The 15,279-nt window shown below is 61.0% G+C and carries 10 protein-coding genes; 4 read left to right on the top strand and 6 right to left on the bottom strand.

Annotated features, from left to right (window positions below; all coding sequences use genetic code 11):
• Positions 1-262 precede the first annotated feature (262 nt).
• The gene (locus CRO06_RS10040; protein ID WP_026948790.1) at positions 263-2,077 is read left to right on the top strand and encodes an acyl-CoA dehydrogenase C-terminal domain-containing protein; all 1,815 of its coding nucleotides are present in this window, start codon (positions 263-265) and stop codon (positions 2,075-2,077) included.
• Positions 2,078-2,221: 144 nt separating this feature from the next.
• Here the strand turns inward: CRO06_RS10040 and CRO06_RS10035 are convergent, their stop codons facing one another.
• Entirely contained in the window at positions 2,222-2,803 is a 582-nt protein-coding gene (locus tag CRO06_RS10035) for an HAD family hydrolase (protein ID WP_022997378.1), read from the bottom strand.
• 106 nt (positions 2,804-2,909) lie between these two features.
• A complete protein-coding gene (locus CRO06_RS10030) occupies positions 2,910-5,342 on the bottom strand; it encodes an ExeM/NucH family extracellular endonuclease (protein ID WP_097058354.1) in 2,433 nt (810 codons plus the stop codon).
• Between the two features lie 253 nt (positions 5,343-5,595).
• On the opposite strand from CRO06_RS10030, the gene CRO06_RS10025 reads away from it, so the two are divergent.
• From CRO06_RS10025 to CRO06_RS10015, 3 genes are all read left to right on the top strand, one after another.
• Positions 5,596-6,969 (top strand): WS/DGAT/MGAT family O-acyltransferase, encoded by a 1,374-nt coding sequence (locus CRO06_RS10025; RefSeq protein WP_022997380.1) that lies wholly within the window; start codon positions 5,596-5,598, stop codon positions 6,967-6,969.
• 229 nt (positions 6,970-7,198) lie between these two features.
• Entirely contained in the window at positions 7,199-7,402 is a 204-nt protein-coding gene (gene cspE / locus CRO06_RS10020) for a transcription antiterminator/RNA stability regulator CspE (protein WP_014996745.1), read from the top strand.
• Between the two features lie 208 nt (positions 7,403-7,610).
• Positions 7,611-8,708, top strand: a complete 1,098-nt coding sequence (locus tag CRO06_RS10015) for a glutathione S-transferase (RefSeq protein WP_063141320.1) — start codon at positions 7,611-7,613, stop codon at positions 8,706-8,708.
• 53 nt (positions 8,709-8,761) lie between these two features.
• Here CRO06_RS10015 and gdhA read toward each other — a convergent pair whose 3' ends face one another.
• Genes gdhA through CRO06_RS09995 form a run of 4 tightly spaced genes read right to left on the bottom strand, consistent with a single transcriptional unit; the run spans position 8,762 to position 15,007 of the window.
• Complete coding sequence (gdhA, locus tag CRO06_RS10010) at positions 8,762-10,096, bottom strand: NADP-specific glutamate dehydrogenase (protein ID WP_200866132.1); 1,335 nt, start codon at positions 10,094-10,096, stop codon at positions 8,762-8,764.
• An 18-nt stretch (positions 10,097-10,114) separates the two neighbouring features.
• Positions 10,115-10,777, bottom strand: coding sequence for a M48 family metallopeptidase (locus tag CRO06_RS10005; protein ID WP_022997383.1), 663 nt, complete (start codon positions 10,775-10,777; stop codon positions 10,115-10,117).
• A gap of 40 nt (positions 10,778-10,817) precedes the next feature.
• Positions 10,818-13,919 (bottom strand): efflux RND transporter permease subunit, encoded by a 3,102-nt coding sequence (locus CRO06_RS10000; RefSeq protein ID WP_097058353.1) that lies wholly within the window; start codon positions 13,917-13,919, stop codon positions 10,818-10,820.
• The gene (locus tag CRO06_RS09995; RefSeq protein ID WP_097058352.1) at positions 13,919-15,007 is read right to left on the bottom strand and encodes an efflux RND transporter periplasmic adaptor subunit; all 1,089 of its coding nucleotides are present in this window, start codon (positions 15,005-15,007) and stop codon (positions 13,919-13,921) included. The genes CRO06_RS10000 and CRO06_RS09995 overlap by 1 nt, the downstream gene beginning before the upstream one ends.
• Between the last annotated feature and the right edge of the window lie 272 nt (positions 15,008-15,279).

Here is a 15,279-nt window from a genome sequence, read left to right as displayed (position 1 = left end):
CGCCCGCACCGCCTTCGCCCTGATGAAGCAGCAACAAGAATATTGCCCCGCAAAGCTCTTTTAAGCGTTGCAGGGCACCATAGAATCTCCCACAGCGGCCTTGTAGCTACCTCTTTCCGCGATTTGGTGCATAAACGTTCCCTCAAGACTCCTCACCTATTTACCCTAAAGCCGCCCCTCACACGCCTTCCCGTCAATGTCTGTCAACGACTGTTCGCCAACAATGCGGCATCCGGCCCGTTTGCCAACCGAAGGTGTGTTTATGCCGAGTTACAAGGCTCCCCTGCGCGATACGCGCTTTTTGATGAATGAAGTGTTTGATTTCGAAAGCCACTACAAGACGCTGCCCAACGGGGAAGAAGCCACCCCGGACATGGTGGAAGCGATCCTGTCGGAGATGGCCAAGCTGTGCGAGAACACCGTTGCCCCGCTGTATCAGAGCGGCGATGAGGAAGGTTGCCGCCTCGAGAACGGGCAGGTGTTCACCCCCAAAGGCTACCCCGAGGCTTATCGCGAATTCGTCGCTGGAGGCTGGCAAGGCCTGAGCCATCCGGTGGAGTACGGCGGCCAGGGCCTGCCCATGTCCCTGGGCCTGATCAAGCATGAAATGCTCGGCACCGCCAACTGGTCCTTCGCCATGTACCCGGGCCTGTCCCTGGGGGCGATGAACACTATCCAGATGCACGGTACCGACGAGCAGAAAGAAACCTATCTGACCAAGCTGACCGAAGGCACCTGGGCCGGCACCATGTGCCTGACCGAGCCGCAATGCGGCACCGACCTGGGGCAAGTGAAAACCAAGGCCGAGCCCCGGGAAGACGGTTCCTACAAGATCACCGGCACCAAGATTTTCATCTCCTCCGGTGACCACGATCTCACCGAGAACATCGTCCACATCGTACTGGCGCGCCTGCCGGACGCCCCCGCCGGCACCAAGGGTATTTCGCTGTTCATCGTACCCAAGTATCTGCCGGGCCAGATCGGCGAGGACAACGGCGTGAGCTGTGGTGCCCTGGAGAAGAAAATGGGTATCAAGGCCTCCGCCACCTGCGTGATGAACTTCGACCAGGCCACCGGGTTCCTGATCGGCCCGCCCAATCAGGGCCTGGAGTGCATGTTCACCTTCATGAACAGCGCCCGTGTCGGCACCGCGATTCAAGGTGTGGCCCACGCCGAACGCGCCTATCAGGCCTCCCTGCCCTACGCCAAGGAACGTCGCTCCATGCGCGCCCTGTCCGGTAAGAAAGACCCGGAACAGGTAGCCGATGCTCTGATTCATCATGGCGACGTGCGCCGCATGCTGCTCAAGCAGAAAGCCTATGCCGAAGGCGGCCGCGCCATGGCGTACTTCACCGCCATGTACGCGGACCATATGATCGCCGGCATGCTGGAAAACGATCAGAAGAAGTACGACAAGTGGGACAGCGAATTGGGCTTTCTCACCCCGATCCTGAAAGGCTTCCTCACTGAAAAAGGCCTGGAAGCCGCCAACGAAGCCATGCAGGTATTCGGCGGCCACGGCTATATCAAGGAACATGGCATCGAGCAGATCGCCCGGGACGCGCGCATCTCCACCTTGTACGAAGGCACCACCGGCATCCAGGCACTGGATCTGCTTGGCCGCAAAGTGCTGCTGACCAGCCGCGGCAAATGTGTGCGCAGCTTCTCCAAGAACCTGGTGGACTTCGGGCGGCAGCACCTCAAGGACGCCAAACTGCGCCCCTACGCCTGGAAGCTGCTGAAAATCGCCGCCGAATGGAACTATCTGACCACCCGCATCATGCTGGCCGCCACCAAGGACCGGGACATCGTCTCCACCGCCAGTTATGACTACCTGATGTACTCGGGCTACGCCATGATGGCGTACTTCTGGGCCCTGCAGGCCGCCACCGCCCGCGACAAGCTGGAGAACGGAGGTAATGAGCCGGCGGAGTTCTACAAGGCGAAGCTGGCCACCGCGGAGTTCTATTTCGATCGCCTGCTGCCCGCCGCCAAAGGCCATGCCGACGCGGCGCTCAAACCCACTCGCAGCACCATGCAGATGAGCGCGGAGCACTTCTCGTTCGACTACGAGTAAGCGTTCTCACACCACTAATCGCGGTCGATCGACCGCTCCCACGGGGGACTGGTGCTGTCCCCGTGGGAGCGGTCCTCCGCATATAGGAAAGAGCCGCGATGATCTTTCAATCCGGCGGTGTTCGCGGTTTGCGCCATTGCCGGATTACAGCCAGTCCAGTACCTCGCCAAGGTGATCCAGCACCAGATCCGCCTGGTCCTGGAAATGTCGATTCTTCCCATTGCGCAACAATCCCGATGCCATACCGGCATTACGGGCGGCCTGGAGATCAAAGACGAAGTCCCCGACATACACCGTGGCGGCCGGCCGCAATCCGAGTTGATCAGCGATCAACAGTAAACCTTCGGGATGTGGCTTCGGAGCACAATCCTCGCGGGTCAGGATCAGGTCCACCGGCAACCCCAGCACGGCATTGGTCCGTGCCACCGCCGCCCGACTGTTACGGGTGAGGATACCCGTGGGCACGCCCTTCCGATGGAGCGTCTCCAGAACGTGTTTGGCGCCGTCGATCCAGGTGGCCGCCGCCGCCCCTTCCATTTCATGGCGATCAATCACCGTACTCGCCCAAGCTGCCTGCTCCGGGTCTTCCAGGGTCGCCAGGTGCTCAAGCACACCAATGCCTTCAGGAAACCCCAGTTCCAGCCGCAAAGCGGCGAAATCCAGCCGGGTATCCACCAAGGTCCCGTCCAGATCGAACAACACCGCCGCGAACGGTCCCTTGGGCATACAGCGAATTCCCCATGAAGCGCGGATTCCCAATAATCCGACATGGCAACATGCCGGATTATTGGTGTCTCGGCGAACGCTGTAAACCAACCCGTGCCGGCGTCACCTAACGGTGAATCCGGCGGCGCAGGCCAGCCAGCAACGCCAGGGTGATCAGGCCACCGAGGGCACCGCCGCCTGAGCTGCCGGAATCATCCTCATCGCCGGGCTCGGGTTCCGGCTGGGGCTCACCACCATCCAGGGCCAGGTCCACCCACACCGGGTCATGGTCGCTGGCGCGGTAGGCGTCGGTGGCGTAGAAGCTGTCGATCTGCCCTTCGCTCTTATATTCGGTGTTGTAATCCAGGGCGCGGGGCTCGTCGGCGTTGATGTGCCATTCACCAGCGCCCAGGATCGCGCTCTCCAGTCCCGCGTCCGCCAGTGCGTGGTCCAGATAACCGGTTTCGCCCTTATATACATAACTATAGGCGTCATCGCCGTTAAAGCGGGCCAGCAGATTCTGGTAGCCCGTCTCTTCCAGTGCACGGATCGGATCTTCCTTGGCGTAAGCATTGAGGTCACCAATGATCAGGGTACCGGCGGCGGCTTCCTCCAGACCAGTGGGGTTGTTCGCCAACCAGTCAGCAAGCATCCGCGCGGACTCGGTGCGCAGCGGATTCCAGCAACCCTGGCCGTGTTCCGCGTTGGCGTCGTCGTTGTCCTCTGCTTTGGGACAGCTGCCCTTGGACTTGAGATGGTTCACCGACACCGTGACCACTTCCCCGCTGTTGAGATGACGGAAGCTCATCGCCAGCGGTTGCCGGCTTTTATCGGTGAAAGGCCCGCCTTCGAGCGTGGCCGGCTGGCCCACCGGTTCCACCACATCGGTGCGGTAGAGCAAACCAACGGCGATGACGTCGGTGCCCAGCCGCTCCAGCCCCGGGTCAACAAAGGCCCAGGACGTTCCCAAAGCCTCGGTCAGTTCGGCGATGGCGGAGTCGTTACCGTAGCCGTCGTTCTCGATTTCCATCAGGCCGATGACGTCAGCATCCAGTTGCGACAGGGCGGTGAGAATTTTCGCTTTTTGCCGTTCGAATTCGGCCGGATTGTTGGCGCCCCGGTAGTCTGGATCATCAAACCCGCCGCCATTACCGTCACCGTTGAAGAAGTTCAGTACGTTGAACGCCGCCACCCGCAGGTTGCTGCCGGCGGTGCGGGCAGGCGCTTGCGGGCGCGGATTGGCGGCTTCGATCTGTACCGATACCGGCTGGATGCGCCAGTCATTGAAGCCGTAGCTGACAATGCCTTCCAATCCGGTAACGGTGTCCCCGACCCGCAGGGTATTGGTGGCGGACAGGCCGCCTTCGGGGTAGATCACCGGATCCGGATTCTGCGCGTTGCCAGCATCATCCAACAAAATCCGGTTGAGGGCGTTGGCTTCGGCCACCGCGTTGGCGGCGTCTCCGGGTTCGGCCGCGTGGGTGGGAATCATGCGGCGACCGTGGCTGAGCATCACCGAGCCGTAGCGGGCCAGATCATAGACTTCGCTCACCGTCAGGGTTTGATCGCTCACTACCCACATCCCTTCCAGAGCTTCCATCTGATCCGCCTCGGTCAGCGGCAAAGTCAGTGTCGCCGGCGTCACCGCCACTTGAGCAGCGCACACCTCACCTTCACTCCAGGCAATCTGGGTCTGGCCGTTCTCCTCACTGATGGCACCACTGGCACGGATCTGATTGCCCGCCTGCACCGAAACCTCGTTATTACCGGTATAGACGAACAGCCCTTCGGAGGTCAGCTCATCCCCATCCCGGTCGCCGTTGTCCTCGATCACGAAGAAGCCGCTGAGACCCGGGAAGACCGCGGTGACCACCGCTTCCACCACATGGGCCTCGCCGATCAGCGGGGAGGCGTCTCCCTGCCCCTGGATTTGCGAGATCAGGGTGGCGGGATCACCGCAGCTGCCCAGTTCCACCATCGGAGGTTCTTCTTCTTCCGTTCCCTCTTCTCCGGGCAGGCCCAGACCGCTGAAGTCGTCCTTGTCGAACACGATCCATTGCTCCGCGGGATCGAAGGCGTCATCAATGACGGTGTCTCCGCTGGTCACGGTTGCCATGCGCCGCAGGGTACGGTCCTTGGTGGTGACGTCGCCGTTGGTCCAGGCGTCTCCGGGGTCCTCGCCGACCCGGCCGAAGCTGTCCACCACGGCATCGCCGTTGAACAGTACGTAGGCGTCGTCACCGTTGTGGTTGATGGTGTCGCTGGGTAGATCGCCTTTACTGATCAACTCGCTGTCGGCTCTGGAATCATCAGTGATGATGACCAGGACTTCCCCGGCTTCCAGCACCCCCTCCAGCGTTTGGGAGCGCGAGGCCGTAACACCACCATTGGAATACAGTTCAAGACGATAGCCATCCAGGCTGACGGCGCTGCCGCCATTGTTGTATAGCTCCAGGGCTTTATTGTATCCACCGCCCTCGACGTACTCGCTGATCAGCACATCCCCGTGGGCGAGCGGTCCCACCAGGGCGCAGGCAAGGATCAATGAAAGGCGCGTCATTCCAGACTCCCAAAATTTTTGCCCCAGGCTGGCTTATGGGTGTGACCGTTCGGTGGCATGAAGATGGCAGGAATATTGCACCTTTTTAGTACAGAGAGTGAGGGTGCAGAGAACGGATCACACCGCCAGTATGGGGTGTCATGATAGGGCGTGCCCGACCGGCTCGATCTTTGATCGCGCCGGGTCTGGATTTTAGGGCACTATCAACTATTGCCAGGCAGATAAGCGTTAACCGCATAACAAAGGGGATGGCATGAAATCACTGAGTCCCGTGGACCAGCTCTTTCTGTGGCTGGAAAAGCGCCAGCAACCCATGCATGTGGCCGGGTTGCAGTTGTTCTCGTTTCCCGAGGATGCCGGGCCCAAGTACGTCAGCGAACTGGCCCAGTCGATCCGCGACTATTGCTGTCCCGAGCCCCCGTTCAATCAGCGTCTGACCCGCCGTTTCGGCCAGTATTTCTGGACCGAGGACAAGCAGTTCGACATCGATCACCACTTCCGCCACGAGGCGCTGCCCAAACCGGGCCGAATTCGTGAACTGTTGTCACTGGTGTCCGCCGAACACTCCAACCTGCTGGACCGGGAACGGCCACTGTGGGAGGCCCATCTGATCGAAGGGATTCGCGGACGCCAGTTTGCCCTCTACACCAAGGTGCACCATTCCGTGGTCGACGGTATCTCCGCCATGCGCATGGGCATGCGGGCGCTGTCCAAGGATCCGCATGAGCGGGACCTGCCGCCAGTGTGGGCCTATAAACCCGAGAAAAAACAACGCTCTCTGCCCAGCAATCCGGTGGACGCCATGAGCAGTCTGGCGCGCCTGACCGCCGGCGTGAGCAAGCAGGTGGCCACGGTGCCGGCGCTGGCGCGGGAACTGTATAAGGTCAGCCAGAAAGCCAAGACCGACCCGAACTACGTGTCCATCTTCCAGGCGCCGGATACCATGCTGAACCAGTGCATCACCGGCTCCCGTCGTTTCGCCGCGCAAAGTTTTGCCCTGCCTCGTCTGCGCAAGCTGGCCGGTACTTTCAACTGCACCATCAACGATCTGGTATTGAGCATGTGCGGCCATGCACTGCGTGAATATCTGATCGGCCAGAACGCCCTGCCGGACCAGCCGCTGATCGCCATGGTGCCACTCTCCCTGCGCAAGGATGACAGCGCCGGCGGCAATCAGATTGCCCTGATTCTGGCCAATCTCGGCACCCATGTGTGTGATCCGGCCAACCGCCTGCGTATCGTCCAGGCCTCGGTGAAAGACGCCAAACGGCGCTTTGCCCAAATGAGCCCGGAGGAAATTCTCAATTTCACCGCCCTGAGCATGACTCCCACCGGTCTCAACCTGCTCACCGGGCTTGCACCAAAATGGCGCGCTTTCAATGTGATTATCTCCAATGTCCCCGGACCGCGGGAGCCGTTGTATTGGAATGGCGCCCGCTTGCGCGGCATGTACCCGGTATCGGTGGTACTGGATCGGATCGCCCTCAATATCACCCTGACCAGCTATCAGGATCAGCTGGAATTCGGCCTGATCGCCTGCCGCCGGACCCTGCCCTCCATGCAGCGCCTGCTGGATTATCTGGAAAATTCGGTACGGGAACTGGAGATCGCCGCCGGTTTCAAATAGAAACCGGCCCGGCCCCGATTGCGGACCATATTCCCGCCACGAGCCTCGGTTACAAAAAAATCGGTGGTGCCGGCTAGAAAAGGGGAGTAGAGTCGGAAGTGCTGCAGATTCAGGCAGTGGTGGTTTGTTTTGGTAGTTGCCTTCCCCCGCGCGAAGCTGAGAAGTCTCCGAACACCCTCCTCCGGTTTGCAAGCAAAACCCTATGTAAAGTTTTGAGGTATAGATTCACATGGCTACTGGTACCGTTAAATGGTTCAACGAGTCCAAGGGGTTCGGTTTCATCTCCCAGGACGACGGTGGTGCGGACGTATTCGTTCACTTCAGCGCGATCCAAGGCTCCGGGTTCCGTACCCTGGCTGAAGGTCAGAAAGTTTCCTTCGATATCCAGCAGGGCCCGAAAGGCCCGCAGGCAGCTAACGTAGAAGCCGGCTAAGGCTTCTTAGTACGCTGGAAAGCCCCGCCTCGCGCGGGGTTTTCATATTAAGGACTCAGGGCGACGGCGAAAGCCGGACCGTCGGATTCTTCTTTTTTATCTCCCAACCTCCCCCTTTGCTCCGGACAACCTGTCCGCCGCGGCAACTTGACGGCCTCGCCACGTCTCCCTGTATTACGACGACAATCGACAAAGCCAGGCAGAGACCATGACGATTACCCTGTATGGCGGTGAAGTCAGCTACTTCACTGGCAAAGTCCGCGCCTACCTGCGCTGGGCGGATCTTCCGTTCGAGGAAGTGATCGCCAGTGCCGACGTTTACAGACAGGTGATTCTCCCCTCCGTGGGCGTACCAGTGATTCCGGTACTGCGCACCCAAAGCGGCGAGATCCTGCAAGACACCACTGTGATCATCGATACCCTGGACCGGGATCGCGCCAACGGCCCGCCTTCCGTCTATCCCGCCACCCCCATTCGCAAGCTGGTCGCACTGATGCTGGAAACCTACGGGGATGAATGGCTGGTGATCCCCGCCATGCACTACCGTTGGCACTATGATCGCGAATGGGCAATGGGCGAATTCGGCGCCCTCAATGCGCCTCAGGCGTCCGCCGAAGAGCAGTTCAAGATTGGCGGCAAGCTGGCCGTGCCTTTCTCCAACGCCGCGTCACTGTTGGGCGCCACACCGGACATGATGGACGCGGTGGAAACTGCCTACGAAGCCCTGCTGGCGGAGTTGGATGCCCATTTCGCCTCGTCACCAGCCCTGCTTGGAGCCCAGGCCACCATGGCCGACTTCGGCCTGATCGGTCCGCTCTATGCCCATCTCTATCGCGATCCCACACCCGGTGAGCTAATGCGTCGGCGGGCACCGAACGTGACACGCTGGGTGGAGGAGCTGCAGTTTCAGCCCCAGCGATTGAGGCAACCGCTGGACGATGGTGATGACATCCCCGCCACGCTGCTGCCGATCCTGCGCCGTATGGCCCGGGAACAGTTGCCGCCTTTGGTGGACGCCGCCGGCAAGGTCAGTGCCTGGATGGCGGAGCATCCCGGCGAGCCTCTGCCCCGGACCCTGGGCAAGCACGGGTTTGAGCTGGAAGGCCGGCGCGGGGAAAGAATCCTGCGTCCCTATAGTCTGTGGATGGTGCAGCGGATTCGCGATCACCTGAAGGGGATGGAGCCAGCGGCCCGGGAACAGGCCGATGCCTTTTTACGTTCGATTGGCGCCGACGCCTTGATTGATTTTCCAGACCCGCCAAGACTGGCCCGGGACAAATTGTCCGTACGACCAGCCGGGGGTTGAAGGCCGCCGAATCGCTCGTCCGTACAAGCGGCGACAGCCCTGCCTTTAGCGGATCAGACCACGCCCTGGCGCAGCATCGCCTCCGCCACCCGCACGAAGCCGGCCACACTGGCGCCCTGGACATAATCCGGGCGCTTGCCCTGGCCACCATATTCCAGGCACTTATGGTGGATGCGCGACATGATGTCGTGCAGACGCCGGTCCACTTCTTCACGGCTCCAGGGATGACGCAGGCTGTTCTGACTCATCTCCAGACCGCTTACCGCCACACCGCCGGCGTTGGCGGCCTTGCCGGGTCCGTAACCGACACCGTGGCTCACTAAATGGGCAATCGCCTCCGTGGTGGTGGGCATATTGGCGCCCTCCGCCACCCAGCGGCAGCCATTTTCCACCAGAACACGGGCGTCCTGTTCATCCAGTTCATTCTGGGTTGCACAGGGCAAGGCGATGTCACAGGGGAACCGCCAGGGCTTGATGCCGCTTTCGTAGGTCAGACCATCGTGGTGCTCCGGCAGTTGATGGAGGCGACCACCTTCCTCCTGGATCCGATCAAGGGTCTCCAGATGTTCCTGAGTCAGCCCGTTGGGAGCATGCAAGGCACCGCGGGAGTCGGACAAAGTGATGACCGTGGCGCCTTCCGCCAACGCTTTCTCCGCCGCGTAGCGAGCCACGTTACCAGCGCCGGACACCGCTATCCGCCGCCCCTCCAGGGACTCTTGCTGTTCCTGAAGCATGTATTGAAGGAAATACACCAACCCATAGCCGGTGGCTTCGGTGCGCAGCAGGCTGCCGCCGAAGACCGGCGATTTGCCGGTGATGGCACCGCTGTCGTGGGAGCGGTTCAGTTTCCGGTACATACCAAACAAGTAGCCGATTTCCCGGGCTCCGACACCAATATCTCCGGCCGGGACGTCGACGTCGGAACCGATATGATCGAACAGTTCCGCCATAAAGGCCTGACAGAATCGCATGATCTCGCCATCGGAACGGCCATGGGGATCAAAATCCGCCCCCCCTTTACCGGATCCCAGGGGCAGGTCGGTTAATGCATTCTTGATGGTCTGTTCCAGAGCCAGGAAACGCAGGACATCGAGATTCACCGACGGATGGAAGCGCAATCCGCCTTTATAAGGGCCGAGAGAACCGTTCATTTGCACACGGAAGCCACGGTTCACCTGCACCCTCCCCTGATCATCCACCCAGGGTACACGGAAAATGATCACCCGCTCCGGCTCCAGCAGGCGCGCGAACAAACTCGGATCCGCGTAGCGAGGCTGGTTCCGCAGGAACGGCGCCAACCCTTCAAGCAGACCACTGGCCGCCTGGTGGAAGTAGGTTTGATGGGGATCTTTTTCCCGCAGTCCATTGATCAGGGTATCGATGTCTATAGTCAAAGCCGTCTCCTTTTATTCAGGCAATACTTGATCCAATCGTTGTTTTCGACGCCGCCAGTCCGGCATGCGTCTATCCATAAGGTCATGGAATTGCGGTCCATGATGGGCGTACTCCAAGTGACAAAGTTCGTGCATTACCACGTAATCGATCACCTCAAGGTCGTAGCGCATCAGCGCCAGGTTCAGGTTGATGTACCCCCGCTGGGACAAAGATCCCCAGCGAGTGCGCATTTTCTTGATCCTCAATACCGGTAATTCATGGCCACGGGCCGCGAACCAGTGGAATTGCCGTTCGATACTGTGCTGGAACTGGTCGCGCGCCTGTCGCCGCCACCAGGCTTCCACGGCTTCCCTGACCGTCTCCTCCAACGCCGGCGGCGGCACCGCCACGGTCAGAATATCCCCTTCCAGCTCCACCCGGGGTCTGGCCGCATGGGTAACCCGCAACCGCACCGGGCGGCCCAGGTGCGGCACGGTATCACCTTCCCGCCAATGCTGGCGAGGCCGGGCGCGCCAATAGGCCTGCTGGCGCCGGATCCAGTCCCGGTGTTCGTGCACGAAGTCATCGATGTGCCGGCGGCCGAGACGTAACGGCGCGCGGACTTCGACCTGGCCATCGGCCGCCACTCGTAAAGCCAGTGTACGTCGCTTGGAGCGAACCAGTTGATAATCCATGCGGGTTACCTGGAGATATCCGGTGCGGGACGGGGCCGGATCAGCGATCCGTTTCCCGCCGCATTTGCGACGCCAGCTGCTGAGCCACCGCGTCCGCCGGGCGGGCGTAGGGGGCCAGCCACAGATAGAGCACGGGAATAATGAACAGGGTCAGCACAGTGGCGAACAACAGGCCACCGAGAATCACCACCCCTATGGTCATGCGGCTTTCCGCTCCGGCACCGGTGGCCAGCACCAGGGGGACCGCGCCAAAGATGGTGGAAATACCCGTCATCAATACGGGCCGGAAGCGTAGAATAGCACCTTGATAGACCGCCTCACGTACCGCCAGCCCCTGGTCGCGCAGCTGATTGGCGAATTCGACGATAAGAATACCATTCTTGGCCATCAGTCCCACCAGCATCACCATACCGATCTGACTGTAGATATTCAGGCTGTTGCCGGTCACACGCAACGCCAGAATGGCGCCGGCGATCGCCAGGGGCACCGTCAGCATAATGATCAGCGGATGGATCCAGCTTTCGAATTGCGCCGCCAGCACCAGGAAGACGATTACCAGAGCCAGCAGGAACGTTATCAGAATCGCCGCGGAAGCCTCGGTGAATTCCTGGGCAACGCCTTTGTAGCTCAAACGCGCTTCCAGCGGCAGGGTTTCCCGCACCGTCTGCTCGATGAAATCCAACGCGCGGCCCAGGTCATAGCCCGGGGCCAGATTCGCGGAAAGCGTTACCGCCGGCAGACGGTCCAGTCTTCTCAGTTCCGGCGCCGCCCCCAGGGTGCGCAGCTCCACCAGGCTGGACAAGGGCACCAGATCACCGCTGGCGGTGCGTACGTAAATCGAGTTGATGTCGTCCGGAATGCGGGCATCCTGCTCCCGCGCTTCCAATAGGACATCGTATTCACGGCCCCGGTCGATATAAGTCGAGGCCGTCAGGGTGGCGAACATGGCTTGCAGGGTCTGGCCCACTTCGGCGGCGGAAATGCCGAAGTCCGCCGCCCGGTCCCGGTCGATCACCACTTCCACCTGGGGCTGGGTTTCCTCGTAATCGGTGTCCACGCTCAACAGATTGGGATTGGCGGCCATGGCGGCGCGCAGGGTCTCGCTCCAGCCCACCACGGATTCGTAATCCTGCCCCCCGATCACCACCTCCAGCTCCTGATCGAAACCGCTTTGCCCCAATCCCGGTGGATTAACGGCAAATACGCGCAGACCGGGCACGGTGGTGACTTCGCCGCGAATGTCGTTAACGATGTCTTGCTGTCTCCGGTCCCGATCTTCCCACTGCTCCAGACGCACGATGCTGAAACCACGCTCGGTCTGCCCGCGAAAACCGACAATGGATAACACCCGAACCGCCACCCCGTCCTCGATCAAAGGAAGCAGCCTTTCCTCCACTTTCTGAATATGGTGACTGGCGTATGCGGTACTGGATCCCTGCGGGGCGTTCGCCGACACGATGAACACACCCCGATCCTCGGTGGGGGCCAGTTCCCGGGACAGCTGGCTGAATACCCCCCCCGCGGCCACGCAGATCAGCACCGAGATCACCACAATGGGAGCGGGTCGCCGCAGAGTCTTAGCCAATCTCGTCCCGTAGGCCTGGTTGAGTCCATTCAGCGCCCGGTTGAGCAGGTTGTTCTGTTCCTGCTTTTCCTGCTCAGGGGTGTGCGCGTGCAACCAGCGGGAGCACAGCATCGGAGCCAGGGACAACGCCACTATGCTGGAAATGATCACCGCCACCGCCAGGGTAAAACCGAACTCGCCAAACAGACGTCCGACATCGCCCCCCATGAAAGAGATCGGTACAAAGACCGCCACCAGAGTGGCGGTAGTGGCAATGACCGCGAAGGCCACCTGCCGAGCCCCCAAGAAAGCGGCCACCAGACGACTTTCACCTTCGTCGATACGCCTCTGGATGTTCTCGAGCATGACGATGGCATCGTCCACCACCAGACCGATGGCCAGAATCAGCGCCAGCAACGTCAGCACGTTGATGGAAAATCCGAGAATCCCCAGACCAATGAACGCTCCCACGATGGATACCGGAATCGTGACCGCCGGGATCAGTGTGGCGCGCAGATTGCCCAGGAAAACAAAAATGACCAGGATCACCAGCGTCACGCTCATCGCCAGGGTCACCAGCACTTCCTTGATGGACGCGCGGATAAACAGGGATTCGTCGTGATTCACGTCCAGGCGGATGTCATCGGGCAGGTTATTGCGCACCGCCTCGATTTCTTCGCGGACATTGTTGGACACGGTGACGGTATTGGCCTTGGACTGGCGCACCACCCCGAGCCCGATGGCGGTCTGGCCGTTGGCTCGCAACACGGTGTCGTCGTTTTCCACGCCCAGCGCCACCCGCGCCACATCCCCCAGCCGCAACAGATAATTGCCCTGGCGATGCACCACCATGCGGTTGAACTCTTCCACCGAGCCAAGCCGGCTGTCGGCGCGAACGGTAAAACTGCGGCTGTCGGAATCCAGGCGGCCGGCCGGTAATTCCACGTTGTTGGCGCGCAAAGCGTTATAGATGTCGGTGACAGTGACATCGTTGGCGGCCATGCGCTGACGATCCAGCCATACGCGCATGGCATAGCGGCGTTCACCGCCGATAATGACTTCGGAAACCCCGCCCAGAACGGCGAAACGGTCCACCAGCGAGCGTTCAGCGAAATCGGTCAGTTCCTGCGGCGCCAGACTGTCGCTACTGAGTGTGACCCACATGATGGGCCGGGCATCAGCGTCGGTCTTGGCGATAACCGGCGCTTCCGCTTCCTCCGGCAAACGATTGAGCACCCGCGACACCGCGTCGCGGACATCGTTGGCGGCGACATCCAGATCCCGGTCCAGGTTGAACTCCACCGAGGTGCGGGCGGCCCCCCGGCGGGAACGGGATTCAATGCGGCGGACCCCTTCCACGCCGGCGATGGCCCCTTCGATGACCTGGATGATCTGGGTATCAATGACCTCCGGCGCCGCTCCCGGGTATTCCACCGCCACCGATACCTCGGGGGGATCGATATCCGGATATTCCCGCACCGGCAGCTTCATCAAGGCGCTGATGCCGAACACCACGATCAGCAGACTGATCACGGTGGCGAACACCGGACGCTTGATGGAGACATCGCTGAGGATCATCAGGCACTGGTCTCCAGCAGAACCCGCTGAGACGGCAGCAGCGCCCCTTCATCCTCGACCACCTTCACCGGCGCGCCGCTGCCAAGCCGGCTGTGCCCGTTAACGATTACCGCGTCGTCATCGCCGAGGCCCTGGACCACTTCGACCCAGCCGTCCCGGCGCCCACCCAGCTCCACCGGCAACCGCAAAGCTGTGTTGTTCTCGGCTACCACGAACACGAAATTCTGGGCGCCCTGGGCGACAATCGCCTGTTCCGGTACCAGCAAGGCCTGATGCTGGCTGAGCAGGATATCGATTTGCAGCAGTTGCCCCGGCCGCAGCAGCCCATCACTGTTGTCCAGACTGCCTTTCACCGACAGCGTCCGGCTGGCGGCGTTGACGCGGGAGTCCAGCAACGTGACCTTGCCCTGGAAAAGGCGCTCCGGATAGCTGTCGCTGGACACCATCAATACCAGCCCCGGCTTCACCCGGGCCAGATAGCGCTCCGGCACCTCGAAGGTCACTTCCAGATTGCGCACGCTATCCAGGGTGACCACCGGCGTACCCGGCTGCAGATAAGCACCGGGGTCGACCTGGCGCAACCCCACCACGCCTTCGAAAGGCGCGCGGATCTTATGCTTTTCATAGGTGGCCTGGGCCACCCGCAAAGCCGCCCGGGCCGCTTCCATGCCGTTCTTGAGGTTGTCCACCTCGGCCTGGGAAATGGCACGGCTGTCGATCAGACGGGAAGCACGCTGGTAATCGGACAGCGCCCGCTGGTATTCAGCGCGCAACCGGTCCCGCTCGCCTTTCGCCTGGCGGTCATCCAGCTCCACCAGCAGGTCTCCGGCGTCAACGGCCTGCCCTTCCTGAAAATGCACTTGCATCACCCGGCCTTCCACCTCCGCGGACAGTACCACGGCGCGGGTGGCACGGGCGTTGCCCACCACTTCCACTTTTTCCGTCAGGGGACGTACCAGAGCCGAAATCACATTGACCGTGGTCGCCGGCCGGGCTCCGGTGGCCGCCGGCTCTTCAGCCCGCCACCACCAGAACAGCGCAACCGCCGCCACGACTATCACCACCACAAAGGCGCCCACACGCACCATCTTGTTCTCCGAGCAACAACGCCGTCACGGAGAGAACCGTGACCGGGCCGGCTCCCATAAAAAAATCAGGCAACCGAAGGTACCGGCACTGCCACGGGCCGGTAAGAAAGGATTGTTCTGTATTCCGTAATGATCGCTCTTAGAGCCCGTTTAAGGTCTCTACGCCGTCCAAGGCTTGAGCGTTATTCCGTGGATCGGACCCGGGAACCCGCCCAGGGTTCAAAGGCACTTACATTTGATACAACAGACCACGGAGTATGACACTGCATTGT

The sequence above is a fragment of the Alloalcanivorax xenomutans genome, assembly GCF_900217905.1.
In the GTDB taxonomy this organism is placed as follows: domain Bacteria; phylum Pseudomonadota; class Gammaproteobacteria; order Pseudomonadales; family Alcanivoracaceae; genus Alloalcanivorax; species Alloalcanivorax xenomutans.
The sequence above is the reverse complement of the archived record's forward strand: the minus strand, read 5'-3'. Positions and strand labels throughout refer to the sequence as shown.

Excerpts from the sequence above, each read along its gene's own strand:
- CRO06_RS10040 (WP_026948790.1), top strand. The coding sequence starts at position 263 with ATGCCGAGTTACAAGGCTCCCCTGCGCGATACGCGCTTTTTGATGAAT.
- CRO06_RS10035 (WP_022997378.1), bottom strand. The coding sequence starts at position 2,803 with ATGCCCAAGGGACCGTTCGCGGCGGTGTTGTTCGATCTGGACGGGACC.
- CRO06_RS10030 (WP_097058354.1), bottom strand. The coding sequence starts at position 5,342 with ATGACGCGCCTTTCATTGATCCTTGCCTGCGCCCTGGTGGGACCGCTC.
- CRO06_RS10025 (WP_022997380.1), top strand. The coding sequence starts at position 5,596 with ATGAAATCACTGAGTCCCGTGGACCAGCTCTTTCTGTGGCTGGAAAAG.
- cspE (WP_014996745.1), top strand. The coding sequence starts at position 7,199 with ATGGCTACTGGTACCGTTAAATGGTTCAACGAGTCCAAGGGGTTCGGT.
- CRO06_RS10015 (WP_063141320.1), top strand. The coding sequence starts at position 7,611 with ATGACGATTACCCTGTATGGCGGTGAAGTCAGCTACTTCACTGGCAAA.
- CRO06_RS10005 (WP_022997383.1), bottom strand. The coding sequence starts at position 10,777 with ATGGATTATCAACTGGTTCGCTCCAAGCGACGTACACTGGCTTTACGA.
- CRO06_RS10000 (WP_097058353.1), bottom strand. The coding sequence starts at position 13,919 with ATGATCCTCAGCGATGTCTCCATCAAGCGTCCGGTGTTCGCCACCGTG.
- CRO06_RS09995 (WP_097058352.1), bottom strand. The coding sequence starts at position 15,007 with ATGGTGCGTGTGGGCGCCTTTGTGGTGGTGATAGTCGTGGCGGCGGTT.